Annotated in this window: 25 protein-coding genes; 7 read left to right on the forward strand and 18 right to left on the reverse strand. The window is 68.8% G+C overall.

Translation table 11 applies throughout. The annotated features are described in order from the left end of the window. Together ACFV5H_RS17530 and ACFV5H_RS17535 are read right to left on the reverse strand one after the other, a co-directional pair. Entirely contained in the window at positions 1-267 is a 267-nt protein-coding gene (locus ACFV5H_RS17530) for a type II toxin-antitoxin system RelE/ParE family toxin (RefSeq protein ID WP_385046657.1), read from the reverse strand. Further along, positions 260-526, reverse strand: coding sequence for a type II toxin-antitoxin system Phd/YefM family antitoxin (locus tag ACFV5H_RS17535; protein ID WP_385046654.1), 267 nt, complete (start codon positions 524-526; stop codon positions 260-262). Before ACFV5H_RS17535 ends, ACFV5H_RS17530 begins: the two co-directional genes overlap by 8 nt. Positions 527-684: 158 nt before the next feature. Here ACFV5H_RS17535 and ACFV5H_RS17540 point away from each other — a divergent pair, with 158 nt between their 5' ends. From ACFV5H_RS17540 to ACFV5H_RS17550, 3 genes are all read left to right on the forward strand, one after another. Further along, entirely contained in the window at positions 685-1,071 is a 387-nt protein-coding gene (locus ACFV5H_RS17540) for a type II toxin-antitoxin system RelE/ParE family toxin (RefSeq protein ID WP_385046865.1), read from the forward strand. Next, entirely contained in the window at positions 1,068-1,406 is a 339-nt protein-coding gene (locus tag ACFV5H_RS17545) for an XRE family transcriptional regulator (RefSeq protein WP_385046651.1), read from the forward strand. The genes ACFV5H_RS17540 and ACFV5H_RS17545 overlap by 4 nt, the downstream gene beginning before the upstream one ends. Before the next feature lie 90 nt (positions 1,407-1,496). Then, positions 1,497-1,772 carry a DUF1876 domain-containing protein gene (locus tag ACFV5H_RS17550; protein ID WP_385046648.1) on the forward strand — a complete coding sequence of 92 codons (276 nt, stop codon included), beginning with the start codon at positions 1,497-1,499 and terminating at the stop codon, positions 1,770-1,772. Here the strand turns inward: ACFV5H_RS17550 and ACFV5H_RS17555 are convergent. The 4 genes from ACFV5H_RS17555 to ACFV5H_RS17570 form a co-directional block, all read right to left on the reverse strand. Continuing rightward, positions 1,769-2,929: a serine hydrolase domain-containing protein gene (locus ACFV5H_RS17555; RefSeq protein WP_385195621.1), complete on the reverse strand. Its 1,161-nt coding sequence runs from the start codon at positions 2,927-2,929 to the stop codon at positions 1,769-1,771. The genes ACFV5H_RS17550 and ACFV5H_RS17555 overlap by 4 nt on opposite strands. A gap of 90 nt (positions 2,930-3,019) precedes the next feature. Beyond that, entirely contained in the window at positions 3,020-3,790 is a 771-nt protein-coding gene (locus ACFV5H_RS17560) for an energy-coupling factor ABC transporter ATP-binding protein (RefSeq protein WP_385195624.1), read from the reverse strand. Continuing rightward, complete coding sequence (gene cbiQ, locus ACFV5H_RS17565; RefSeq protein WP_385046639.1) at positions 3,778-4,539, reverse strand: cobalt ECF transporter T component CbiQ; 762 nt, start codon at positions 4,537-4,539, stop codon at positions 3,778-3,780. The genes ACFV5H_RS17560 and cbiQ overlap by 13 nt, the downstream gene beginning before the upstream one ends. A gap of 1 nt (position 4,540) precedes the next feature. Beyond that, entirely contained in the window at positions 4,541-5,599 is a 1,059-nt protein-coding gene (locus ACFV5H_RS17570; RefSeq protein ID WP_385195626.1) for an energy-coupling factor ABC transporter permease, read from the reverse strand. Between the two features lie 191 nt (positions 5,600-5,790). Between ACFV5H_RS17570 and ACFV5H_RS17575 the strand changes: the two genes are divergently transcribed. Next, on the forward strand, positions 5,791-6,150 hold the full coding sequence (locus ACFV5H_RS17575; protein WP_385195629.1) for an SsgA family sporulation/cell division regulator: 360 nt from the start codon (positions 5,791-5,793) through the stop codon (positions 6,148-6,150). 24 nt (positions 6,151-6,174) lie between these two features. Here ACFV5H_RS17575 and ACFV5H_RS17580 read toward each other — a convergent pair whose 3' ends face one another. The 12 genes from ACFV5H_RS17580 to ACFV5H_RS17635 all read right to left on the reverse strand — a co-directional run bounded on the left by ACFV5H_RS17580 (position 6,175) and on the right by ACFV5H_RS17635 (position 19,208). Then, the gene (locus ACFV5H_RS17580) at positions 6,175-7,845 is read right to left on the reverse strand and encodes a penicillin-binding transpeptidase domain-containing protein (RefSeq protein ID WP_385046631.1); all 1,671 of its coding nucleotides are present in this window, start codon (positions 7,843-7,845) and stop codon (positions 6,175-6,177) included. 106 nt (positions 7,846-7,951) lie between these two features. Further along, a complete protein-coding gene (locus ACFV5H_RS17585; RefSeq protein ID WP_385046628.1) occupies positions 7,952-9,598 on the reverse strand; it encodes a penicillin-binding transpeptidase domain-containing protein in 1,647 nt (548 codons plus the stop codon). Between the two features lie 297 nt (positions 9,599-9,895). Beyond that, positions 9,896-11,161, reverse strand: coding sequence for a tyrosine-type recombinase/integrase (locus ACFV5H_RS17590; RefSeq protein WP_385195631.1), 1,266 nt, complete (start codon positions 11,159-11,161; stop codon positions 9,896-9,898). A 77-nt stretch (positions 11,162-11,238) separates the two neighbouring features. Further along, positions 11,239-11,475 carry a helix-turn-helix domain-containing protein gene (locus ACFV5H_RS17595; RefSeq protein WP_385195634.1) on the reverse strand — a complete coding sequence of 79 codons (237 nt, stop codon included), beginning with the start codon at positions 11,473-11,475 and terminating at the stop codon, positions 11,239-11,241. Positions 11,476-11,912: 437 nt separating this feature from the next. Then, positions 11,913-13,391, reverse strand: a complete 1,479-nt coding sequence (locus ACFV5H_RS17600) for an ATP-binding protein (protein ID WP_385195731.1) — start codon at positions 13,389-13,391, stop codon at positions 11,913-11,915. Positions 13,392-13,393: 2 nt separating this feature from the next. Further along, entirely contained in the window at positions 13,394-14,281 is an 888-nt protein-coding gene (locus ACFV5H_RS17605; protein WP_385195637.1) for a bifunctional DNA primase/polymerase, read from the reverse strand. Between the two features lie 90 nt (positions 14,282-14,371). Further along, positions 14,372-14,836 (reverse strand): hypothetical protein, encoded by a 465-nt coding sequence (locus ACFV5H_RS17610; protein WP_385195639.1) that lies wholly within the window; start codon positions 14,834-14,836, stop codon positions 14,372-14,374. Positions 14,837-15,043: 207 nt separating this feature from the next. Then, positions 15,044-17,161, reverse strand: coding sequence for an FtsK/SpoIIIE domain-containing protein (locus ACFV5H_RS17615; protein WP_385195641.1), 2,118 nt, complete (start codon positions 17,159-17,161; stop codon positions 15,044-15,046). Between the two features lie 106 nt (positions 17,162-17,267). Then, a complete protein-coding gene (locus ACFV5H_RS17620) occupies positions 17,268-17,585 on the reverse strand; it encodes a hypothetical protein (protein ID WP_385195644.1) in 318 nt (105 codons plus the stop codon). A gap of 218 nt (positions 17,586-17,803) precedes the next feature. After that, positions 17,804-18,664 carry a protein spdB gene (locus tag ACFV5H_RS17625; protein WP_385195646.1) on the reverse strand — a complete coding sequence of 287 codons (861 nt, stop codon included), beginning with the start codon at positions 18,662-18,664 and terminating at the stop codon, positions 17,804-17,806. Next, complete coding sequence (locus tag ACFV5H_RS17630; RefSeq protein ID WP_385195648.1) at positions 18,661-18,942, reverse strand: DUF6303 family protein; 282 nt, start codon at positions 18,940-18,942, stop codon at positions 18,661-18,663. The genes ACFV5H_RS17625 and ACFV5H_RS17630 overlap by 4 nt, the downstream gene beginning before the upstream one ends. After that, positions 18,939-19,208, reverse strand: a complete 270-nt coding sequence (locus ACFV5H_RS17635) for a DUF6284 family protein (protein WP_385195650.1) — start codon at positions 19,206-19,208, stop codon at positions 18,939-18,941. Before ACFV5H_RS17635 ends, ACFV5H_RS17630 begins: the two co-directional genes overlap by 4 nt. A 444-nt stretch (positions 19,209-19,652) precedes the next feature. On the opposite strand from ACFV5H_RS17635, the gene ACFV5H_RS17640 reads away from it, so the two are divergent. From ACFV5H_RS17640 to ACFV5H_RS17650, 3 genes are all read left to right on the forward strand, one after another. Continuing rightward, positions 19,653-20,447 (forward strand): GntR family transcriptional regulator, encoded by a 795-nt coding sequence (locus ACFV5H_RS17640; protein ID WP_385195653.1) that lies wholly within the window; start codon positions 19,653-19,655, stop codon positions 20,445-20,447. Continuing rightward, a complete protein-coding gene (locus ACFV5H_RS17645; RefSeq protein WP_385195656.1) occupies positions 20,444-21,109 on the forward strand; it encodes a YdcF family protein in 666 nt (221 codons plus the stop codon). Before ACFV5H_RS17640 ends, ACFV5H_RS17645 begins: the two co-directional genes overlap by 4 nt. A gap of 1,200 nt (positions 21,110-22,309) precedes the next feature. Continuing rightward, the gene (locus ACFV5H_RS17650; RefSeq protein ID WP_385195658.1) at positions 22,310-24,979 is read left to right on the forward strand and encodes an NACHT domain-containing protein; all 2,670 of its coding nucleotides are present in this window, start codon (positions 22,310-22,312) and stop codon (positions 24,977-24,979) included. Positions 24,980-25,030 lie beyond the last annotated feature (51 nt).

Genomic DNA, 25,030 nt, shown 5'->3' on the forward strand with positions numbered 1-25,030 from the left:
TCAGGTGCCGTATACCGTGGAGCGATGTCCGACGTGAACGGCCCAGACCACCAACTCTCCTTTGTCGACCGTGTAGATGACGCGGTAATCGCCGACACGGAGCCGGCGCCGGTCCGGCCGGGAGACGAGCGCCGTGGTGTGGAAGCCGAGCGGGTCGGTCTCCAGTTCCGTCAGTTTGACCAGGATCCGGAGCGCCATGTCCCGGGGGATCTTGCGCAGCTCCGCCTGAGCCTCCGGCCGGAAGACGGTGCGATACGTGTTACTCACCGCGCTCCAGCGTCTCCCTCATGACGTCCTCGATCGGGATGCCGGCCGCCGGATTCGCCATGCGCTCGTCGATGATCCGGTTGATCTCGCGCTCTTCCCATTCCTGGTACCTGCGAAGGACCTCTATCGACACGACCGCGGCCACCTGCCTGCCACGCCGGGTGATGACCGTGGGCGTGTCGTCACGGTCGGCCCGCTCGACCACCTCGGCCAGGTGGGCGCGCACATCACGGATGGACTCTATGGGCATCTGCGTCATGCACCAAAAGTACATGGTGTTCCATGTGTACACATCGGCTCGTTGTCGTTGGCGCTCTCGGTCGCCCCGGGAACGTGTGCGGGCGCGCTGGATGATTCGGTCTCCCCGCCCGGCCTGCCTCGTTCAGGATCGGGCCTGATGTTAACGCTTGCATTAACATCAGGCCCGTGGCTCAATGGAAAGTGGTCCTCGTCGCGGAGGTCGCAGCGTGGTTCGAAGCGCTGGCCGAAGAGGACTGGGACAGTGCAGAGCAGGTGGAGGACGCCATCGACATGCTGGCGGCCACGGGCCCGACGCTCGGTCGTCCGCTGGTCGACCGGATCAAGGGTGCCGACAACCATCACTTGAAAGAGCTGAGACCGGGATCGTCCGGAAGCAGCGAGGTCCGGATTCTCTTCGCTTTCGACCCGGTGCGTCGGGCGGTGCTTCTGGTGGCCGGTGACAAGTCCGGAAACTGGCAGCGTTGGTACGACATCAACATTCCGGTCGCCGAGGAGCGCTACCGCATGCATGTCACCGATCTTGAAACCAGGGAGTACGAATGAGAACGGTCGGCTGGGAGGAGGCCAAGCGCAAGGCCCGCGAACGGCGTGAGGCCGCTGGGCTGTCGGTGCGTTCGGCTGAGGAAAAGCAGGCTGCCATGGACAGGCTGACCGCTGAGGTGCGCGCTTTCAAGCTGGCAGAGGTCCGGCGTGACCAGGCGTTGACCCAGCGCCAGGTCGCTGCGTCCATGGGGGTTTCGGCACCTCGTGTCTCCGCGATCGAGCACGGCGAGCTGGACCGGGCCGAGGTCGCGACGCTCCGGGCCTATGTGGAAGCACTCGGGGGCCGACTCCGTGTGGTCGCGGACTTCGGGGACGCGGAGTACACCGTGGCCTGAACCGGCCGCCGCGTTTCTGTCAGACACGGGCGGGTGCACAGGCGCGGTGTGGGGGGCACCCTGGAATTAGATATTCCGGAGGTGATCCTCATGACGCACACCGCAGTGGGATGGCACGTGGACCTGGAGTTCGAGGAGGACGACCGGCAGACGCGCGCCGCCGCGCTGGTCCGGCTGCCCGACGGGTCCGAGGTGCGGGCCAACGGCCACGCCAACCGGCACCACACCGACTCCAATCAGCCACGGGTCGGGGAGGAGATCGCCGGCGCACGCGCGCTGAACGAACTCGCCATGCAGATGCTGACCAAGGCGCACGGTGAGATCGACGACGCGTCGGGCCGCATCTCGCACCCGATCCACGTCTAGGCTGAAAGAGCCTGCCGTACCGCCCGTATCAGCGCCTGGGCCCTGGGGTCCGCCGTCACCGTCCTGCGGAAGCCGTTGGTGACATAGCCGAAGGCGATGCCCGACTCCGGGTCGGCGAAGCCGAGGGAGCCGCCGCGGCCGGGGTGGCCGAAGGAGCCCGGGGCCAGGAGGGGGGAGGCGCCGCCGTGCAGCATGTAGCCGAGCCCGAAGCGGGTGTTCACGACCAGCACCCGGTCGGGGCCGGCCGACTCCTCGGCGCGGGCGAGTTCCACGGTGGCCGGGTCGAGGAGGCGTACGCCGTCGACCGGGCCGGTCAGTGACGCGTAGAAGCGCGCCAGTCCGTCCGCCGTCGCGATCCCGTTGGCGGCGGGCAGGGCCGCCGCGCGGAACACCGGGGCGTTCTGGTCCGGGAAGGGGGTGATCGCCGCGAAGGCGCGGCGGGTGAGGGAGGACGGGTCGGCGTAGGCGTCGGTGACCGAGCGCTTGGGGCGGGCGCGGAGCGTCCCGGACGGATCGGGCCCCTCGATCCTGCCGACCGTGCCGACGCGGTGGGCCTGCGCGTCCGGCAGTCCCACCCACAGGTCCAGGCCCAGTGGAGCGGCGATCTCCGACGCGATCCACTCGCCGGAACCCCGGCCGGTCACGCGGCGCACCAGCTCGTCGACCAGCCAGCCGTAGGTCAGCGCGTGATAGCCGTGGCCGGTGCCCGGCTCCCATGCGGGGGCCTGCGCGGCGACCGCCTCGGCGGCCCGCACGGGGTCGGCCGCCTCGTCCAGGGTGAGCGGACGGTCCAGGACGGGGAGCCCCGCGCGGTGGTTCAGCACGTGCCGGACCAGCAGCCGCTCCTTGCCGTGCGCCTTGAACTCCGGCCAGTAGTGGCCGACCGGCGCGTCCAGGTCCAGCTCGCCGCGCTGGTGCAGCAGCAGGAGTACGGCGGCGGCGACGCCCTTGGTCGCCGAGCGCACGACCTGCGCGGTGTCCCGCTCCCAGGGCCCGGTGCCGTCGACGTCCTTCACCCCGGCCCACAGGTCGACGACCCTGCGTCCGTCCCGGTACACGGCGACGGCCGCGCCCCGGTCCCCGAGCGCCTCGAAGTTCCGCGCGAACGCCTCCCGGACCGGCTCGAACCCCCCGGCCACCGTGCCGTGCACGTCCACGTCCCTCGGTCCTTCCACTCGCCTGTGACAGTGCGTGCAACAGTGCCGGTCCGCCTGCGATTCCTGGGCGGAGGCGGCCGTGCGCGATCGTTACGAACGGCCGGGCGCGGCCGGCACCGAGCGCGGATCGAAGCCGTACGGCAGTTCGAGCCGGTGTGCGCGCATCAGCCCGTCGTCGGCGAGCAGGTCGGCCGTGGTGCCGTCGGCCGCGATCACGCCGTCGCTGAGGATCAGCGAGCGCGGGCACAGTTCGAGGGCGTAGGGCAGGTCGTGGGTGACCATCAGGACGGTGACGTCCAGGGAGCGCAGGATGTCGGCGAGTTCGCGGCGGGAGGCGGGGTCCAGGTTGGAGGACGGCTCGTCCAGGACCAGGATCTCCGGCTCCATCGCCAGTACGGTCGCCACGGCCACCCGGCGCCGCTGGCCGAAGGAGAGATGGTGCGGCGGGCGGTCCTTGAACTCCGCCATGCCGACCAGGCCCAGCGCCCGGTCCACCCGCTCCTCCAGCTCGGCCCCCCGGAGCCCGGCCGCCGCCGGACCGAACGCCACGTCCTCGCGCACCGTCGGCATGAAGAGCTGGTCGTCCGGGTCCTGGAAGACGATGCCGACCCGGCGCCGGATCTCCGCCATGTGCCGCTTGCCGACCTCGAGGCCGGCCACCGTCACCGTGCCGGTACCGCCGGTCAGGATGCCGTTGAGGTGGAGGACGAGGGTCGTCTTGCCGGCGCCGTTCGGGCCGAGCAGCGCGACCCGCTCGCCGCGCGCGATGGAGAAGTCGACGCCGAACAGGGCCTGGTGGCCGTCGGGGTAGGCGAAGGCGAGGCCGGAGACCTCGAGGGAAGCAGTACTCACAAGGTCCATCCCAGCAGACAGACGACGAGGGCGGCCGAGGGGAGGGCGAGAGCGTACGACCACTGCGCCCGGTCCGCGGTCACCTCGTCGATCACCGGCATGGAACCGGCGTAACCGCGGCTCACCATGGCCAGGTGCACGCGCTCGCCGCGTTCGTAGGAGCGGATGAACAGCGCGCCCGCCGACTTGGCGAGCACACCCCAGTGCTTCACCCCGCGTGCCTCGAAGCCGCGGGACTCGCGGGCGATCCGCATGCGCCGCATCTCGTCGGTGATGACATCGCCGTAGCGGACCATGAAGGAGGCGATCTGCACCAGCAGCGGCGGAAGCCTCAGCCGCTGGAGGCCGAGCAGGAGTTCGCGCAGCTCGGTGGTGGAGGCGAGGAGGACCGAGGCGGCCACGCCCAGGGTGCCCTTGGCCAGCACGTTCCAGGCGCCCCACAGTCCGTTCACGCTCAGCGACAGCCCGAGGACGTCGACCCGCTCGCCCTCCGCCACGAACGGCAGCAGGACGGCGAAGGCGACGAACGGGACCTCGATCAGCAGCCGCTTGAGCAGGAAGCCGGCCGGGACGCGGGCGGCGTACGCGACGAGGGCGAGCAGTCCGGCGTACACCGCGAACGCCCACATCGCCTCGCGCGGGGTGGACACCACGACCAGGACGAAGGCGAAGACCGCGGCGAGCTTGGTGTGCGGCGGCAGGGCGTGCACGGGGGAGTGCCCGTGCCGGTAGAGCCTGTGGGCGTGGCCGGCTCCCACGTCAGACGCTCGTGCCGGTGGGGGAGACGGCCTCGGCCTCCTCGCTGCTACGGCGCCTGCGGACCACCCAGAACACGCCGGTGCCCGCGACGACCGTCACGCCCACGCCGATCACACCGGCCAGACCGCCGGAGAGGCGGGCGTCGTCGACGTCCTCGACGCCGTAGTCGGCCAGCGGGGAGTCGGCGATCGCGTGCTCCTCGGCCTTCTCGTCGATGCCGTGGTCGGTGGCGACCTTCTCCAGGCCGTCCGGGTCGGCGGAGGCGTAGAAGCTGACGAACCCGGCGAGGACCAGCGAGGTGACCAGGCCGGTGATCCACACCTTGCGCGGGGAGCGGGCGGGGACGGGCTCCGGCTCCGAGGCGTCCGGGGCGTCGACCAGCTCGCCGTTCACCCGCAGCTTGAGCTTCCGCGTCAGGCCGCGCGCCCCGTGCACCAGGTCCGGGCGGACGGCGATGACCGCGCCGACGGTCAGGGCGGTGATCACGGCCTCGCCGATGCCGATGAGGACGTGCACGCCCACCATGGCGGTGGCGACCTTGCCGAGGGAGACGTCGGCGGTGCCGCCGATCGCGTAGAGCAGCGTGAAGACGACGGCGGAGGCCGGGACGGAGACCAGGGCGGCGACGAAGGACGCGGCGGTCATCGAGCGGCGGGTGCGCGGCAGCACCTTCACCAGGCCGCGGAAGAGCGCGTAGGCGACGACCGTGGTGACGATCGCCATGTCGGTGATGTTCACGCCGAGCGCGGTCAGCCCGCCGTCGGCGAAGAGGACGGCCTGCATCAGCAGGACGACGGAGACACACAGGATCCCGGTGAAGGGGCCGACGAGGATCGCGGCGAGGGCGCCGCCGAGCAGATGGCCGCTGGTTCCCGCCGCGACGGGGAAGTTCAGCATCTGCACGGCGAAGATGAACGCCGCCACCAGTCCGGCCAGGGGCGCGGTGCGCTCGTCGAGTTCGCGGCGGGCGCCGCGCAGGCTCACGGCGATGGCGCCGGCGGCGACCACTCCGACCGCGGCGGACACGGGGGCGTTGATGAATCCGTCAGGTGCGTGCACGGACTCGATGATGTGGCCTGTTGCAAACGCTGCGCAAGAGCGAGCCGATTGTTTTACCTCACGCATAGCTCGGCTGTGATATGCGCCTCTCGGACGCGCGAATTCCGGATCGGGTGCACGATGGGACGGGGGGTGGGTATACGGATTGCACGCCTTTCATGCAGATTCACGCAGCGTAAGGGGCCCACCCGATGTCCGTAGTCGAGCAGTACGCGCGAGCCCACATCGTCACCGACGTCCTGGAAGAGGACCGCGGAGCGGTACCCGTGGTACTGCGCTACGACCCCGAACAGGACCCCCGCTGTGTCCGCATGGCGCTTCCGGGCGCCCCGCCCCGCGAGTGGACCGTCGACCGGGAGCTGCTGGAGCGGGGCCTGCGCGCCCCCGCGGGCCGGGGCGAGATACGGGTGTGGCCGTGCGGCCGGGTCCAGACCGTGGTCGAGTTCCACACCGCGCAGGGCGGCGTGTCGGTGGTGCAGTTCGAGACCAAGACCCTGACCCGGTTCCTGCGGCGGACCTACGCGGCCGCCGCCGAACCCGTCCCGCACTGACCTCTCGGCGGCCTCTCGGCCGGCTCAGCCGGCGCTCTCCAGCAGTGCCGCCACGATCGGTCCGGCCGTCGAACCGCCGTGACCGCCCTGCTGGACCACACCCGCGGCCGCCAGGTCCCCGCGGTACGCGGTGAACCAGCCGTTGGGCTTCTTCTGCCCGTCGACCTCGGCCGACCCGGTCTTCGCGCCCTTCTGCCCGCTCACCCCGGCCATCGCCTCCGCGGCGGTGCCGTAGGAGGCGGTGTACGACATCAGCTCCCGAAGCTGCGCCAGCGTGCCGGCCGACATGGTGCGCGAGGCCGTCGCGAGCTTCCGCCCGTCGACCTCCGGGGAGACCAGGTACGGCTGGTGGAAGACGCCCGACTGGACCGTCGCCGACACCGACGCCATGTTCAGCGGGTTCATCCGCACCCCGCCCTGACCGATCAGGGAGGCCCCCATCGGGGCCTTCGACTGCACCGGCACCGAGCCGTCGAAGGTCGGCACGCCGACCTGCCAGTTGTTCATCGACAGCCCGAAGACCTGCTGGGCCTGCTTGGTCAGGTCGTCGTCCGCCAGCTCGGGCGCCTGGCTGATGAAGGCCGTGTTGCAGGAGCGGGCGAAGCTCGCCTTGAACGTGCCGTCCTTGATCTCGAACTTGTCGTCGTTCTGGAACTTCCAGCCGCCGTAGGTGAAGTACTTCGGGCACGGGTGCTGCTCGTCCATCGAGGCGAGGCCCTTCTCGATCAGCAGCGAGGAGGTGATCACCTTCATCGTGGAACCCGGGGCCAGCGAACCCGAGAACGCGGTGTTGAACCCGTGCGAGGAGTTCGCCACCGCCAGGATCTCGCCGGTCGACGGGCGCAGCACCACCACCGACGCCCGCTCCTTCCGCGCCACCTGTGCCTCGGCGGCGGCCTGCAGGGACGGGCTCAGCGTGGTCTTCACCGTGCCGGGCGTGCCCTCGCTCAGCTCGAGGAGGGTCTTGTCGGACAGCTCGGCCTTCTTCGACTCCTTGCCGCGCACGATCCGCAGCTCGACGCCGGCCTCGCCGCCCGCCTTCTCGCCGTACTTCTCGCGCAGCCCGTCCAGCACCGACCCCAGGGAGGGGTACGCGGCGGTGGTCAGCTCGTTGCCGTCCCGGTCCAGCGCCTTGACGGGCGGGGTGCCCGCCTCGCCGGTGACCAGCTTGTCGCCGTCCTTGAGCTCGGGATGCACCACGGCCGGCTGCCAGGCCACCCGCGGTTCACCGTCCCCGGCCCGGCGTACGACGGTCAGCGCGCTGTCGTACGCCAGTGGCTTGCCGGCGTTCTCGTACGACACCGTGCCCTTGACGGCGAAGGGGACCTTGCCGCCGGCGCGGGTGCCGGCGGTGAGGGCGACGTCCGTGATCCGGGCGTCCTCGGCGTAGGCGGTGAGCAGGGCGGTCGCGGCCTCGGGGTCGTCGGTGGCGGCGGCGGCCTCCTTCACCTTCCCGGACTGCCAGGCGGTGAGGAAGCGTTCGGCCGTGCCGGTGACCTCGGCGGCGGACAGCGGCCCGGTCCTGACGTTCTCCGCCTGCGCGGCGGACGACGTCCGCGTGCCGTCCTCGGCGGCACCGCCGCCGAGGAGCGCGTAGGCGCCGAACCCGGCGCCGCCGACGACCACGGCGATCACTCCGCCGAGCACGACGGGCCGTGTCTTCCGCCCCTCGGCGGCGTTCCTTCTGTTCCCCACTGCTTCCCGTTCCTCCGCTGTCCGCCGGGCTCCCCGTGGCCCTCGTGGTGCTCACGTGTGCCAACGACGGCCACCACACTAGAGTCCTACCGCGCGCCCGGCGCGGTCAGCCGGCCGCTCGTAGCACGGCTGCGACAATCGGCCCGGCCGCGTCGCCGCCGTGACCGCCCTGCTGGACCATGGCCGCCGCCGCGACGTCGTTCCGGAAACCGGTGAACCAGCTGTCGGAGGTGGCGTTGCCGTCGACCTCGGCGGAACCGGTCTTCGCGCCGATGTCACCGCCGAGCCCGGCCATGGCCTCCTGGGCGGTGCCCTGGGTGGCGGTGAGCCGCATCATCTGCCTGAGCTGGGAGGCGGTGCCCGCCGGGAGCCCCTTGGCCTGCGCGAACTGCCGGCCGTCCAGGTCGGAGGGGACCAGGTACGGCTGGCGGAAGGTGCCGGTGATGGCGGTGGCCGTCACGGAGGCCATGTTCAGCGGGTTCATCTGCACCTGGCCCTGGCCGATGGCGTTCGCCGCGCGGTCCGGTCCGGCGACGGCGGGAACGCTGCCGTCGAAGGAGTCGATGCCGGTCTTCCAGTCGTTGCGGCCGAGCCCGAACCGCTCCTGCGCCTCCTGGGTGAGCGAGGCGTCGGTGAGCGGCTCCTCGTCGATGAGCTTGATGAAGGCCGTGTTGCAGGAGCGCAGGAAGCTGTTGGCGAGGCTGGCGCCCTCGTTCGGCTTCATGCCGGTGATGTTCTTGAAGGTCTGGCTCCGCATGATCGCGGTGGACGGGCAGGGCGCCGGGTCGTTCATCGAGGCCACGCCGTTGTCGATGAGCGTGGCGGCGGTGACGATCTTCATGGTGGAGCCGGGGGCGACCTGGCCCAGGAAGGCCGCGTTGTACCCGTCGTCGCGGTGGTTGGCCACCGCCAGCACCTCACCCGTGCTGGGCTTGACCGCCACCACCGACGACTCGGGGTACTGCTTCACCGCCTTCTCGGCCGCGGCCTGAGCCGTGGCACTGAGGGAGGTGTGCAGCTTGCCCGGCTCGCCCTCGGCGAGGGTCAGCAGCGGAGTGTCGGCGGCCGGCTCGCCCGTGGTGTCCGCGGAGTGCCTGATCACCAGCTCGACACCGGGGGTGCCGCCCGCCTTCTCGCCGTACTTCTGGCGCAGGGTGTCCAGGATCGGCCCGAGCGAGGGGTACTCCTCCTTCGTCAGCACCGTGCCGTTCCGGCCCACCGCCTCGATGGGCGGCTGCGCGGACTCCTCGGTGACGAGTGTGTCGCCCTCCTTCAGATCCGGGTGGACGACGGACGGCTGCCAGTCGACCAGTGCCCGCCCGGTGGTCTTCCCGCGCACGACGGTCAGCGCGCTCTCGTAGCTCAGCGCCTCGGACTTCCCGTCGAAGGTGACGGTCGCCTTCACCGTGAAGGGCACGGTGGTGCCGGTGGCCCTGCCGGGCGTGATGCCGACCTCACCTATGTGCGCGTCGTCGCCGTACGCCGTCAGCAGCGCGCCGGCCTCCTGCGCGTTGTTCGTGTACGACGCCGCCTGTGACGCCTCCCCCTTCTCCCAGGCCGCGAAGAAACTCCTGGTGGTCTCCTCGACCTCCCCCTCGTCCGGCGGCCCGGTCTCCTTCGTCCCCGCGGCGCTCGAACCACCACCACCGCCACCGCTCACGGCCGACACGATGTTGTAGGCGCCGTACCCGGCCCCGCCCAGCATCACCGCGAACACACCGCCGACGACGGCGGCCTTGACCCCCTTGCCCATCGGACGCTCCCCCTCCGCCGGACCCCCCACGTCTTATGAACGTGTTCAAAAAGCCCGGTGAGTGAGCACTCTATGCGCAGGGGGTGACGACCGGGGCGGCTGTTTCCGTTTGGTGTCCGAACAGAGATCCGTCCGGACACCGGAACGGCTCAAACCCAAGTGTCCAGCCACATCCGCGCCCGCCAGTCGTCTATCGGGATGGGCGTTCCCGTGTAGATGGGCCAGAAGTAGATGAAGTTCGCGCGATCCGGCCCCGTAGGGCCCCGACCAGGACGTTCGTCTCTGGCCGGGGCCGGATCAGGCGGCTTGGGCCGTCCCTGGGCCGTGATCTTGAGGATTCGACGCCAGATAGAGGCTGTCGACCGCCTTCCGGGTGCGCCCCTCACTGCTCGGCATCAGGTGCGTGTACGTCCGGAGCGTGAACCCCGGATCGCTGTGACCGAGGTACTGGCTCAGGGCCCGGATGTTCTCGCCGGCGTCCAGCAGCACGGAGGCGTAGAAGTGCCTGAGCGCGTGCATCCCGTGCTCGCGTGCGGACGCGTAGCGTTCGCCCGGCTTCGCCTCGGGGATGATGCCGGCGGCGGCCAGGGAGGGCTTCCAGTGGTGATCGTTGAAGACGCTCACGCGTACGTGGTTGCCCTCGACTCCGCTGAAGATGAGCCGCTTGGTCACGAGAGGGCCGTCAGGCGTGCGCCAGGGAAGTGTCACGTCGATCGGCTCGCACTCCTTGGAGTGGGCCCGGAGAACGGCCGCCACAGCCTTGGGAAGCGGCACGTCCCGGACCTTGCCGCCCTTGGGGAGGGCGAACACGTACTTGCCCCGAATGCGCTTGAGTTGGTGGCCAACGGCCAGCCATCCGCCCTCGAGGTCGAGTTCGTCAATGGCCAGACCGAAGATCTCGCCCTGTCGCAGTCCGCATCCTGCCCCGGCATCGACGGCGGCCTGGAAGCGCCGGGGGAGGGCGGCGCGTACGCCGAAGACCTGCTCTGCCGTCCACGGGATGACGCGCGGCTTGCCGGCCTTCGGGAGCTGCACCGTGCGGGCGCGGCAGGGGTTCTTGGTTAGCAGCCCATCGTCGACCGCCGCACTCAGCGCCGCGGAAACGGTGCCCACGATGATGCGCCGGTGCGACTCCGCCGGCACCGTGGCTTCAAGGGCGGCGATCCAGGCGCGGATGTGCTCGGGCTTGAACGAGCCGAGGGGGCGCGAACCGATGTGGGGGTAGGCGTGCAGCCGGAGCCGACGCTCCGCGGCTTCACGGCTGTTGATCTCGCCGGTGTGCGTCTGCACCCAGCGTTCCGCGTACTGCCGGAACGTCGTCCGGGAGGCTCGGGGGTCGACGTACTGACCGCGGGACATGTCCGCCTCGATGTGCGCGAGCCACTGCTTGGCGAGCCGCAGTTCCTTGTCACGGAACGACTTGCTCTTCTCGGTGCCGTCCGGGCCGACATACCGGGCGCGGTAGCGGAGGCCCGTTCCGTGACGGTCGGTCTTGGCCTTGACGGGCTTCCCGGTGGCGTCGGTTTCGGTCTTGTACCAGCGGTCTTGGATGTGGCCTGCCATGTGGCGGCGGTCCTCTCAACACGCAGCAGGGAGAGCCGCGCACGGCGGCTCTCCCTGCTGTCTGCGGTGGTGTCTGGCTAGGCGGCGGTGGCGCTGTTCTTGAGGCCGGTGACGTAGGCGCGTACGTCGGCGGGGTCGTAGCGGAGGTGCTTGCCGATGCGGAAGCCGGGTGGGCCGGTGCGCTTCTTGCGCCACTGGTAGACGGTCTCCAGGGGCACCTCGAACATCTCGGCGATGTCGGCGGGGGTGAGGTACCGGTCGGGGAGACCGCCTCGGAGAGCGGCGCGGGGGTCGGGGGCTGTCGGCTGTGCCATAGGGACTCCAAGCGGGGAGGGCATGGCCGCCTCCGTCCGAGGTGCGGAATTCTGCGTCATCGCGTCACCTGTGACACGCGTTGCTCTGACCTGCGGTCTCGCGGTGACGCAGGGCCCTTGGGCACGTCATCTGGTGACGCAGGCCTTTGTCACCAGATGACGCGGGTGACGCGTGATGACGCAGCATTCGCCTACCTGCGTCACGGCTGTAACGGCAGGTCGCCGGGCGCTTGCCGTCTTCGGGTGACGCAGGTGACGCAGCGTCCCTTTCCTTCGGACAAGAGAAGGGGAGTGTCTGTTGTGGTGCGCGGTTCAAGCGAGAAGAAGGAGCCGCTTCGCGGCGCGACCATCGCAGGGCGGCTGCGCCGCCGAACAGCAAGAGGAGCACGCCGGGCGGGGGTGCTCCTCTTGCTTGTGCAGGGGCGTGGTTCCGCCGGTCAGAACGCCGGTGCCTGCTCGTGCGGGGGCGGCGGGGCCGGGGGCCGGGTCATCTCGATGTAGCGGGCCGTGCTGGTGCGGCCCCAGTCGATGAGGACGCCGCGGGCGGCGAGGGTGGGTTGAAGGCGCTTGAGGCGGTCCGAGAGCACCTTGCCCGTGGTCGGCCACCCCTTGGGCAGGGGACGGCACTCCTCACCGCTGTAGAGGCCGGTGAGGCAGTGCAGCCACTCGGTGGACGTCATCCGCTGCTCTGCCCCGGCGTCCAGGCCCGCGGCGTGCTTCAGCACGGTCTGCGCCAGTAGGTCGCCCTCGATGACGTCGTCGTTCAGGTCGTCCAGAGCGGCCCGGTAGGCGCCCAGCGCTCCGAGACCGGTCGCCGCGTCCAGCTGCGCGCACAGGTGGGCGAAGTCGGCCATGCGTAGGTCGGTGGGGATGTCTGCATCTGCCGCGCGCACCTGCACGGTGAGGTCCAGGAGGGAGCCCAGGATCACGGGCAGGGCTTCTTCGAACTCCGCCCACAACTCCGCTTCGGTGCGCCGGGTGTGGGGGCGTTCCAGGCGGAGCGGGAGAAGGCGTTCGGCGAGGTCGGGCCGGATGACGCCCACGTCGATGCCGGTCAGGAGCAGGGGGCGACGGTAGCGGGCGCGGACGACGTCGCCGTCGGTGTAGAGGGCGCGCTTAATGGTCTCGGCTCCGGTGACGATGCAGCACATCAGGTCGGACAGATCCGGGGCGAGGTGAGAGAGGTTGTCCAGGGCGGTGACCCATCCGGCGGCCACGGCCGCGATCAGGTTCTCCTCGTCCTTCGGTGCCCGGCGCAGGTCGCCGGTCATGCCCTCGATGATCCGCACGAGCATCCGGCCGCCGGTGGACTTCCCCGCGCCCTGGGGGCCAGTGAGGAAGGGGGCGGGGACGGGCACGGACGGCTCGAGGCAGCCGATGAGCCAGGCGATGGCCAGGCACTCGGTTTCCGCGGTGGCGAAGTTGCACAGCCGCAGCAGGGCGTCGATGCCCTTGCCGTTGGTGTCCTTGGCGGGCAGGGGCAGTTCCCCGGTGAGCTGGGTACGGCGCCAGCACACCTCACGCGGGTCGGGAATGGCGATGTCCCAACCGGTGGGATGGATACGGACCGACCGCCCGTCGTCGCGGCCCAGGTCCAGCCACGTCGCGCCGTCGAAGCCGGGAGCGACGCGGATGTGGACGGCCTGTACTTGCTGGCTCATCGCCAGTGCCTCGATCAAGTCCAATGCCTCCTTCAAGGCAGTGCCGTTGAACACGCCGTGCCCGTCGTTGAACAGGCCGACCATGAGTTCCTGCCGGTGACTGCCCGAGGTGCCCTGAGAACGGATCGGACGGGCCACGGGGTGGCCGTTCCTCTGCGCGTACACGGTCCCGTCGGCGGTGCGGAAGTACCGGAAGTGCGCCTGCGCGTAGTCGGCGATGACTTCGCGGGCTGGAGTCTTGTCGTCGTCGGACATGGTCACAGTCCCAACGTGGTGCGGGCGTTGGTCCACGCTTCGGTGCAGTGCCGCAGGGTCTCGCCCTTGGCCTGCGCGGCGGTGAACAGCCGTGTCATGTGGGCGTCGGTGAAGCAGCCGCACCGGCCGTGCCGGGACAGCACGGCGAGGAACGTCCGGTACACGGTCGCGTGGACCGCACTGCGGGCCTCGGTGATGCGCTGCTCCGCCATGGCGATGCCTCGCTCCAGATAGGCGGGTGTGCGGTGCGGGCACTCCCCACCCTCAGACCGTGCGGGCGTGGCGACGGTCTGCAGTGCCGGCCGAACCGGGGAGTGATCCTTGGTGGCCAGCGCGCGGACGACGTCCGGCAGGACGGTCATGGTGCCGGCGCCGGGTCCGAGGTAACGGGCGTAGGAAATGGTCGACTTGATGTCGACGCCGGGACGCACCGCGTTGTGTGACGTCATGGTGCCCCGGTAGATCCAGTGCTCACCGCGCGTTGTCGCCACGGTCCGCGTGGCAGGCAGGGTCTTGCGGGCCCAGGCGATGGCGCCCGCGTCGTCCAGGTCCACCACGGTCAGGCCGGCGCCGCCGGGGTGGTAGGCGACGGAGACGGCCCGCTGCCATGCGGCCGTCCAGGCCGGGGAGGTGAGGACGGCCGGGTCGGTGGTGGCGGCGGCCCACGCGTGGCAGACGCCGGGGCACCGGCACGGGCCCGCGCTCTTCATGTTCGGCCGACCGCCGCACGCATTGCCCGCGCACTGGTGGCAGTTGCCGAACGGCACCTTCCCCTGGCGCAGGGGCAGCACCGGCACCCCGGTAGCAGCCAGCTCCAGTGCGGTCCGCAGGGGTTCGGGCAGCCGCGGCTGTGGGCCGGGCACTCGCCGGATGGTGGTGGGTTGGGTCATGCTGGGAGACCTCCACAGGTCAGTTGGATGGCTGGTGGACAGGGGCGGCCCCGGTGTTCTTGGCGGAATCGGGGGCCGCCCTTGGCGTAGCTAGCCGTGGAAGTGGTTGCGCTTGATCACGGCTCGGCGGATGTTGACCGTGGTGCCGCCGCGGTGGCCGCTCGCGCTGAGGACCTGGACGGCGATCCAGCCGCCGAAGATGACGGCGGCGAGGGTGATGAGCTGGCCGATGAACGCGGTCAGGGCGGCGATGAACGAGGTGAGCAGCAGTAGTCCGCCGCACACCGCGAGGAAGCCGATGCCCCCGAGGGCGACGTTCACCGCTGTCCGCGAGACGGCCGGCTTCGCGGTGACCGGCTCCGGGCGAACGGCGTCGATGGCGTAGCCGGTGACGATCCGGCCGTCCGGCAGGACGATGCTCGCGACCGCCGGAACGGTGCCCGGCTGGACGGGGACGACCGGCGCCGGGTGGACGATGGTGGGCGGCAGCGGGGTGGGCTGGTAGGCGGTCACGGCCCGTTCGGTGGGCGCGTGATGGGCGGGTTCGGGGTACATGCGGAATCCCTTCCGGCGCGAGGCCAGGGAGGCAGCGACACCCCCTTCGGGGTGCCGTGTGGAGGGGGTTTTCGGGGGTCTGACCTGCGTGCCTCCCTGACTCCCCGGACGATCATTCGTGCAGGTCAGGGCCAGGGAGGCGGGTCAGGGAGGGGGTCAGGGAGTTCTCCCTGTCTCCCTGACCCGTCGCGGGTCGACTCCCTGTCGTCAGTCGGCGGAAGCGGAACCCTCGGTGTCGCGGTCGGCGAGGGCGCGGGCCACCCGGTCGCGGGAGACGACCATGACCCCGTCGGACTTGTACGGTCCCGCGCCGGCGTCGTCCAGGACGCGCTTGAGGTCGAGGAACGACCAGCCGCCGTAGGCGCCGGCGTTGCGGGCGGCGAGCCGGGCGAGGACGTCCTTGGTGCGGACGCGGGGTGCGTCGCCGATGACGGCGGCGATGTCGGCGAGCGGCTCGTGGTCCGCGCTGTGGTCGATGGTGTGCAGGGTGGTGACGCCGTCGCGCAGGGCCTTGGCCCGGTCGGTGATCGCGGTGGCGGCGTCGTCGTCGATGTAGTGCGTGCGCACCGTGATGGACGACTGCCCGGCCGGGATGGTGATCCCATCGGAGGCAACGACCAGGGTTCCCCGATCCAGACCGGGCCGCAGCAGGTTCGGTGCGGCGCCCCCGTCGACGGCCTTGTCCCCGAGCGCCATGCGGGCCTGCGACTCGGTGCCCAGGGCGAGGGAGGCGCGGGTGTGGGCGCCCTCGCGCACGAGCTTGGGCAGGTTCTCGTTGGTGGGGTCCTGGGTGCCCTGCCACATCAGCACGTTCACCGCCCGCCCCTGGTTGTGGATTTTGCGGACGGCCATGAAGTAACGGGAGTTGGCCTTGGAGCCGCCGTAGGGGCGCTTGTCGGCGTCCTTGGCGGGGCACATGAACGCCACCTGCGCCTCGTCGACCAGCACGATCAGCGGCGGGAAGGTGGTGCCGGGCGGGGCCTGGATGCGGCGGTTCATCTCGTCGACGGCGCCTTCGACCATCTCGGTCACTTGGATCACGTGCTCATCCGTCGGCCCCTGGATCAAGGTGGTGGCCAGGCCGTCGAACATGGCCCAGTCGCCCACGCCCTTGAGGTCACCCATGAGGAACTGCACCGACCGGTCCAGCGACAGCCACAGGGCCAGTGAGCGCAGGGCCACGGTCTTGCCCTGGTTCGACAGGCCGGTGATGAGCAGGTGCCGTTGATACAGGGACAGGGCGGCGGCGTCGCCGCGCAGGTCCTGACCCCACGGGGCCTTTCCCTTGGTGTAGTCGGCGGTCATCGTCTCGTCGGTGACCAGCGGCGACGGCCCGATCGGCTCATCCAGGGCGCCGGAGTCGGCGATCCACAGCCGGACCGTGCGGGCGGCGGTGGGGATGGTGATGAACACCTCGTGCTCGTGCCGGGTGAGGTTCTCGGCGAGCTTGCGGCGCTTGTTCTGCACCTCGTTGGTCGACACCCCTGAGGGCAGGGTCACGTCGACTTCGACCCCGCATCCGGCGATGGTGATGGGTCCGAGCATGGACGCGCCGGCGTCGCCCATCTCCTTGATGGCCCGTGCCAGGGCGGGCACTCCGAGGTCGCGCAGAGCCTTGACCACGATCGACGGCGTGATCGGCTCACCCTCGTCCGAGCGGACATTCGCCGGCAGAGCCCACTGAGGTGCGGCGTGCTGCTTACGGCCGACCGACCATAGGGCCAGTAGGGCAAGGAACGGGCCGATCGTGAGGGCCGGGCCCCACACGATCTGCACGATCCGGATGAGCAGGGCGATGAAGTCGATGGTTGCCGTGAGCGGGGTGACGACGTGCCCGACGTCCTCCGTGCTGATCGCCATGACGACGCCGAGGGCGACCAGCAGGCTGACGCTCATGCCGGCGCCGACGGCGACGCCCTTGGCGGCGTCGACGGGGGAGTGGAGCAGGTCCATGCGGCGGTGGTGGCGGGCGGCGCGGAAGCGCTGCAGCCGTTCCTCCCACTCCTCCGCCGCTTCCAGGTTCCCCGCGGCCTCCGCCGCCCGGATCATCCGCTCGTAACGGGATCCGGTACGGCCGTCCCAGGTGCGGCGGGCCACGATCCGCCCACCGTTGAACGTGTACATCCCGTGCCGGGCGACCGCCCGGACGGTGGCCTTGGTGCCCTCGTGCGTGACCGCGCGCTTCACCACGCGGCCCGAGCGCACCCACAACGGCACCGGCCGGGCCGGGGGTGCGTCGGGGACGACGGTGAGGGTGGTTACGGTCGCCGGGTCGGCGGCCGGGGGATCGGTGGACTTGTGGAGGTGAACGACGTTCTCAGACATGCTGGAACTGCTCCTGACTGCCCCCTCGGGGGCGGGAGTGAGGGAGAGCCGGGGTGGCCGTGCCTGTGGAAAGAAGCGGCCACCCCGGCGGGGAAAGGCGGGCTGGTCACCACCAGCCGGACGACCTCTTGGCGGCCTTTTCGCGGGCGGCCTCGGTGATGAGCCGCTGCCGCTCGCCGTGCAGCGCGGACAGTTCCGCGGTCAGCCGTATCTCGGCGGCGCTGCCGGTGGACTCGATCTGCTGCTCCGCGCGGCCGGCGCTGCGGCCACGGGCCACGCGGTAGGCGCCACCGGCGGCGGCACGGAGCATGGCGCGGCGCTCGCGGCCGTTCAGCGGCCACAACTCGCCCCGCCGCACGGCCTCCAGCTTCTTCGTCGTCGCCCGGATCTCGCGGTCCAGGCGGCGCAGGTCGGCGTTGCTCATTAGGCGATTCCTTCAGTCCGTGTGGGCGCGGGGAGGCCGCTACGGTGTGCGGCATGGGTGGGGACTCTGCGGTCCATACGCGGCCGTGCAGGTGGTGTGATGCGCCGGTGCCGCAGCCGCGCGGTTGGTGGCGCAGGCGGTGGTACTGCAGCAAGCGGCACCGGCGCTGGTTTCGCTTCTGGTCGGCTGTCGCCCGGATCTTCGACAACCTGTAGTGATCAGGCGACGCGCTTCCACGCGGCCCGCAACCGCACTTCGGAGGCGGAGTGACCGGCGGCCCGGAACCGGGCGGCCATCTCCCGGTAGGACAGGGCCGGGGTTTCGCTGCGGCGGATCTCGTCGACGATGACGTCCAACGCGTCATCGGTGAGCGCCGGACCGGCCTCCCACGGCAGTGCCGCAACCGGTTCGGTCGGCCCCCACACCGGCAGTTCCCAGCGGGGTGTGACACCGGGTGTGACGCGGGTCGTCACGCTGGTCAGCGCCCTGCTGGTGTCCTCACCCTGGCGGGCCGTCTCCAGCGTCGACCACGCCCCGGCGAGGGTCTGTGCGGTCCGTGCCTGGACGCGGGCGACGCGGGCCCCGGCCTCCGTCACGGCCGTCAGCCGGGTCTCCTCGGTGGCCGCTTCCGCCCGCAGGCGGGCGCGGGCCACGGCCGCCTCGTCGCGGGCCTCCTGCTGGATACCGCGGATCGCGTCCAGGGCGACCGGGGTGAGCGCGGTGCGCTCCCACAACCCGTGCACGAGCCAGAGGGCCTTGGCGGCGATCGGCAGCCACGCCACGGCCAGCCATGCCCCGGTGGAGTGGTCGGCGGTCAGGGCGTGCGTGACCAGGACGCCGGTGGCGATCAGGCCGAAGGACCAGCCGATGGCGGTCACGGCCGTGTTGTGGTCGCCTTGCGCGGCGAGGCGGCGTTCGTAGGCGAGGGTGGCCAGCCATCCGCCATCGATGCCGAGACCGACGACCACGGCGACCGGCCACGGCACCGCCGTGCCCAGCCACATCACGACCACGGCCAGGGTGAGCACCATGGACACAGCCGTCATCGCGACGGCCGGAAGAACGGTCTTGGTGTTCATGCGGTGCCCCCGTCCCGACCGCGCACCACGACGGACGCGATCAGCACAACCGGGGTGGAGTCGTCGTCGGGGACCCGGCTGTCCTCCGTCCAGGACCACACCGCGCCCGGCACCACCTCGTAGCCGAGGGCGGCCAGCGCGCGCCGCCGCTCCGCCACGGTCGGCACCGGCCCGGACCGCTCCCACCGGAACGTGGGCCAGTCCGGCACCCCGTACAGCACGACATACAGGCGCCACGCCTGGCCGGTGCTCGACATCTGTGCGGTCAGCGTCCTCACGCCGCACCTCCCGGCACGCTCGCGCCGGCCGCCAGATTGAGCAGCGCGACGCGGGCGGCGAGCGCGCGGCGGCGGGCCCGGCGGATGCGCCGGTTGTCCAGCTCGGTCGGCGTGCGGTCCAGGGTGGTGATGTGCGCGTCCAGCAGGTCGACGTCCGCCAGGATGACGGGCATCTCCCGCTCGATCGCGTCCAGCTCCGCGTTCGTCGGCTCCATGAAGTCGGCGAACGCGGTAACAGCGTCCTGAACAGTGACGATGTGCTCCATTGGGTCGTGTTCCTCTCAGCGGTGGAACGGCCCGAACAGCACCCCCGGAGTTGGCCCTCCGGGGGTGCGCGCCGTTGTTGGAGAAAGCCGCGTGTCACACGCGGCGCGGCCACTGAGCAGCGGCCGAAGTGCCCCGGACCGGACTCGAACCGATCGGGTTGCCGTACGGGGCACGCCGGTCTTCTCCGCCTTGTTTCCGACCCCTTCGGGCAGGCGGACCACGGGTTACCGGCAGTTCCCTGTGTGGAGTTCTCAAGGCGCTTGCGCTTCCTTCGAGCCCGTTTCACGGGGCCCTCCAGGCGGCATAGGAGCAGCCCAATAGGGACACTCCGGGCTCGCTGTCCTAGGACTGCGGGCCGTTCAGTAAGACCATGACGCACAGTCCCAGGACTGTCAACAGTCCTGGGACTGTGTTTCACTGGTCGATGTCGAGAGGAGTGCTGCATGGCGCCCAAGTGGCGGGAGCTGGCGGACCGACTGGCCGAACAGATCAGGAACGGCGAGTACGCGCCCGGCGCCCAGTTGCCGCAGATCAGGGACCTAGTGGAAGCGGGCGAAGGCTCGAAGTCCACGGTCCATACGGCCTATAAGGCGTTGGAAGCCGAAGGGCTGGTCACGTCGTCGCGCGGACACGGCACGGTCGTCCGCGAGCGGGCCCCGCTCAAACGACTCGGCATCGCACGGTACGACAAGGCCAAGTGGCGGGACGGCGATGAAGTGGCGTTCATCGCGGACCGCGTGGCGTCCGGACGTACGTACAAGCGGAACGAACAGACCCAGACCGTCAGCCGTGTGACGGCGCCGGCCGTCGTCGCCCAGGCGCACGGTCTACCGGAGGGCGCGGAGGTCTATGCACGTGCGCGCGTGGTCAAGGAGGGCTCGCAGCCGACGCACACGCTGACGAGCTACTACCGCCCTGAGCACGTGGAAGGGACGCGCATTGTCGACCCGACGCCGGGGCCCGCCGGCCGGGGCGGTGGCTTCCGCGTCCTGTACGACGCCGGATACGAGATCGACCACATGCAGGAGACGCTGTTCGCACGTATCCCCACGGCGGACGAAGTCCAGCTCCTCCAGCTCGCGCCGGGCGAATGGGTGGTGGAGCTGCACCGGACGACGTATACGGCCGACGGCACCGTGGTGGAGTTCGCCATCGGCGTGAACGCGGCGACGCGCTTCGCCTGGACGTACGACTTCAAGGTCCCCGACTCAGCGAAAGCGGAGGGCGAGAACAAGTGATCTCAGCACAGGCATGGGCCGACGCTCAACGGCTCTGGGACTTCCAGCAGATGGGGCACGAGCTGCGCCCATGCTCTGTCGCGATCGGACTCGGCAGTCATGACCTCGGAGTCGCGGACACAACTGCTGACCTCTACCACCGGGGCATGATGCCGCTGATCGTCTTCACTGGGGCGACCAGCCGCACCACACGCGACCGCATGCCGCGCGGTGAGGCCGAGCACTACCGCGAGCGGGCGATCGAACTGGGGGTGCCGGCCGATGCGATCCTCGTTGAACCGCGGGCCCGCAACACAGGAGAGAACATTCGTTTCTCCCGTGCACTCCTCGAAGAGCGCGGGGCCGCCGTGTCCTCCGTCCTGCTGATCAGCAAGCCGTACGAGGAACGACGGGCCTACGCGACCGCCCGCAAACTGTGGCCTGAAGTCGAGTGGGTCAGCGCGTCCACACCCATGACCCTGGCTGACTACGTCGACTCGATCGGAGACGTACGCCTGGTCATCGACATGTTGGCCGGCGCGCAGCAGCGGCTCATGATCTACCCGCAGCAGGGATTCATGATCGAGCAGCGCGTACCCGAGGTCGTGGCCGCAGCGTATGAGCGCCTGCGCGACGCCGGGTTCACAAGCCGACTAGTGACAGAAACAGCCGTGCGGAAATGACGGCGCCCGGGCGCCCTGTGAGCTCTGTGAGCTCTGTGACCAACCTCCAGCCAACCTGAGCGCGACACATGCCATACCTGGTGATAAGCGCAGGTTACGTGGGGTGGACGCGCGGGAAACCGGCTGGTCTTGAAAACCGTCGTGCTCCCAGCGGGGTAAGACTTTCTCTACTTCATCAAGGTCCGCGCACGGCGCGGGCGCGCAGCCGGGCGCGGCCAGTCTCCGGTCTCCGCCCCGGCTGCGCGCTCGACCGTTAAGCCCTTCACCGCCTGCTCCGACGGCTCGGGCCCCTGCCTTCATCCCACCCCAGCAGGCGGTCCAAAACCGCCAGTGCAGCCCTCCGCCGGGCTGCATCACGGCTCCACACAGCGGGACAAACCACGCAGATGAAGGCGCACAAAGGTAGCGCGGCAGCGATAAGAGCAGGGAGGTAGTTGCCGCTCCACACTGCAGCGGCGGACAGGGTGACGGTGGGTGCAGCGGAACCGCCGATGACGGCTGCGTTCCTCGCTCGCGAGCGAGCGGACCCGGCTGGGGTGGTATCGGCCATTTGCAGCTCCAACAGGTGAGAAGGCGACCAGCACCCAGGTCACACCAGTGATCAATTCCGTGGCCAGCCAGCGGAAACTCCGAGCCCCTGAGCTGCTTTTACTGGCCTGCGACACGAAATACGCGGCATTCTGTGAAGATAGGAAGGGGCAGGGAGCAGGATTGAGCGAACACGCTGACAGCTCGAGGCGGTCGCCTGGCCGTCCAGCAGGACCCGTGCGATCGGACGAACCGGGCCGTACCTACGCGATGGCGTTACGTGCTTGGACTGCAAGCGCAGGCGTGACGCGAGCGCGCCTCGCGGAGAACTCTGGTTACGCTGAGGCAACTATTAGTCACACACTGTCCGCAACCCGGTTCCCTGGACTCACCGAGGCCCTGCTCCTCCGGGCACTCAAGATCCTAAAGGTGTGTGGTGCTAAGCCGTCCGACCTGAACGACTGGGAGCGATTCCACGTCGCACTTGGCGCTTGGGTCCGACGAGATTTTCAAGGAGTCCCGCCCAGGCCACCGCTCCCGCGGGGAGCCGAGTGGGCAGGATCGCTTCCGCATCTGCCTGAGACGACTAGGGCGTTGCTTGCCCAGCAGCAGGAGGATAGCGACAGCGCACCTTACGTGCTTCCAGAAGGACGATTGCCCCGCCTTTCGGAGGTGTACGTACGGCAGCTCCTTGACCGAGAAGATGGCGAAGGTACGGCCGCCCAGCCGGCACAGGAGGTTGTTACCAATGGGCCGGGACATCTTCTGGTGGTCGCTGGCCCCGGAGGTGGTAAGTCCACTCTGGTGCGTCAGCTAACTAGCACCTTTACCAACGGATGGTTGGAAGATGATGCATCGCTTCCCCTAGTTCCGCTCTCGGTCACTGCCGCCGAGCTCGCGCGGCAGCCTAAGATAATTGAGACCGCTCTGACCCCTACCGTGCTCCCTACAGGGTTGCGCTGGCTAGTTCTCGTGGATGGTGTCGACGAGATCGTTGATGGCGCCACCCGCCGGGCCTTTGTGCTTCGATTGGCGCGCTTCGCTGAGCGGCACCTATCTACACATCAACTAGTGGTAACCACAAGGGAACTTCCGCGCGATGAGCACCGCGCTTTGCGGGCTGCTGGCCTGACTCCCTATTCCCTTGAACCCTTTGATCGCCCACGCCTGATCTCCTTCGCGGAAGGGTGGTTCGACGACAAGAAGACAGCGGAAAATTACATACGCCAGGTAGATCGTGCCTGCCTGGGTCCATTGGTCCGCGTTCCTCTGCTCGCCACCATCACAGCAGTTGTTTATGAGGCTTACCCAGGTAATCCGCTACCAGGTAACCAGTACTTGCTTTACGAGCAGTACCGGAGGCATCTAGCCCGGATCAAGCAAAAGAATCTTCACGAACATTGGCAACGGCTGACGGATGCTGTACGGAATGAGTTTCCCGGCGCCTCTGCAGCCATCCAGGAGCTGGCTGCAGAGCGAGGCGAGGCATTGCTGCACTTCCTTGCCATCGAGCAAACTTCACACGGCGTTGAGAACCTGACCCAAGTTGCTTTGCTCTGGCTGGACGAACGCCTGGATGTACCGGCTAGTCGCCTGATACTCGGATGGCCCGACCACGTCAAAGGGCTCCTCGCGGGTACAGGCATGATGGTGCGTACGCCAGCGGATATACGGTTCCTGCATACTAGCTTCGCCGAGCACATGGCCGCTGAGTTCCGTTCGAAACAACTTCCTAGTATTCTTTCTTTTGCCAATTCCGCTTGGCGCGCAGTCATCGAACGCGCTCGTGCCCACGAACAGGCATCCCTTGCCACACTCATCCACGCCGCCCACCGCTCTACAGCCCTTGCTAAAGACTTGCTGAAAATGCTGGAGTCTGGCACAGACGCGGACCACCTCGTCGCCGCTCATCTCCTCGCAGAGGGCCCCATCCTCGATGACGCACATGCTCAGTGGTTCCTCGCCCAACTTGGCGAAGCCGATCCCGACCTTGACCCTGACTGGTGGCGGCTCGCAGCCAGAATCGGCCACCCGAACGTCACAGAATTGCTGATAGAACTAGCTTGTCAACCCGGCGAACGCCGCTACGCTGCGGCGGCTGCACTCACCGCGCATCAGCCAGACGCCGCGAGTGCCGAACTCTTGAACATCGTCTTGGCAGTAGAAGAAGCCTGGGTCACTCGATGTGACGCTGTGCGAGATTTGGCACGGCTCGGGGACCGACGAGCACGACAGGCGGCACAGGTGCTGCGGGAGCAACTACTCGAGGAACCGCGTGACCGCTTTAATCGCGAGTCGGCCGTCGCTGGCCTCATGGAGGTCTATTCCATCGGTGAACTCGAGGAATTTTTCCGTAATCGGGCGTTGCGTCAGGACGGAACAGTTGACCTGATCGCGCTGTCGACGCTGGCTGCCTTGAGTGAAGAGCACGCTGAAGAGACTAGAGATCGATTGGTCGCTCTGATTACTTCTGCGAGCATGGCACCCATCGTCGATCAAGCGGTTGAGGCCCTAGTGGATTTGCCCGGTTCGATGGGGGTAATAGCGTTCTCCGATCTACTTGCCTCGGCGTCTTTGGGGCTCCAGCAACGACTTCAATTGGCGTCCAAGGGGATTGCGGCAGGACTGGATCAGGAGGAGATTTTGAGCACGTTGCTGCGGGCGTCCTCCCAGTCACCACCGTGCGAACTCATCGATGATTATGAAGTCTTCAGCCTGGCTCGATCATTGAGCGTTTTTATGGACCAGTTGCACGAAGATGCAAGTGGCTTGTTAAAACAAGCTCAAGAAGATTTCTGGTCCCCCGGCCGTTATGTTCCAACTTCCCGGGCGGTGCCGTTGATTCTCATGGTCGCTGGATGGGATTTTTTGAAGCAATATGAATGGAGTGACCCCGGGGACCGGCTTGGCGGCTTCGATATCGTGGAGCTAATCTTGGTCGACGCAAAAGTCCTATCGGGAGGACACAAGGCCTCGTACGATGAGTTGTGGGATAGGTGGCTATATGTGGCGGAATGGGCTGCCAGGCGTCAAGCTGGTTGGCTTGGCGGCCCTCACTTCTGGAGTAGCTGGCTTGGCATTCTGGCGTCTAATGCGACGGAAACTAGCTTGTGGGCGCCTGTAATGGTAGACACGGTGATGTCCTTCACCGTAGAGGAAAGTGTCCCCGAGGCCGGACGTGCAGCGGTCGCGCTAATGCTTGTACTGCTGTTGTGTGTAAGTGGTGGCCTAATGGATCGCGAACAAAGGGCCGCGCAACTTCGCAAGCTGAGTGCGTATTACTCTGAATATCCCCTATTGTGTAGGCGTCTAAATGAGATCGCCGAAACTGTCCAATGGTAAAGAAAGTCAAGTCCAGAAGGAATACAGGGCGTACGTTCGCCCGAGACAGCG

The organism is Streptomyces sp. NPDC059787, assembly GCF_042732315.1.
Taxonomy (GTDB): Bacteria; Actinomycetota; Actinomycetes; order Streptomycetales; family Streptomycetaceae; genus Streptomyces; species Streptomyces atrovirens.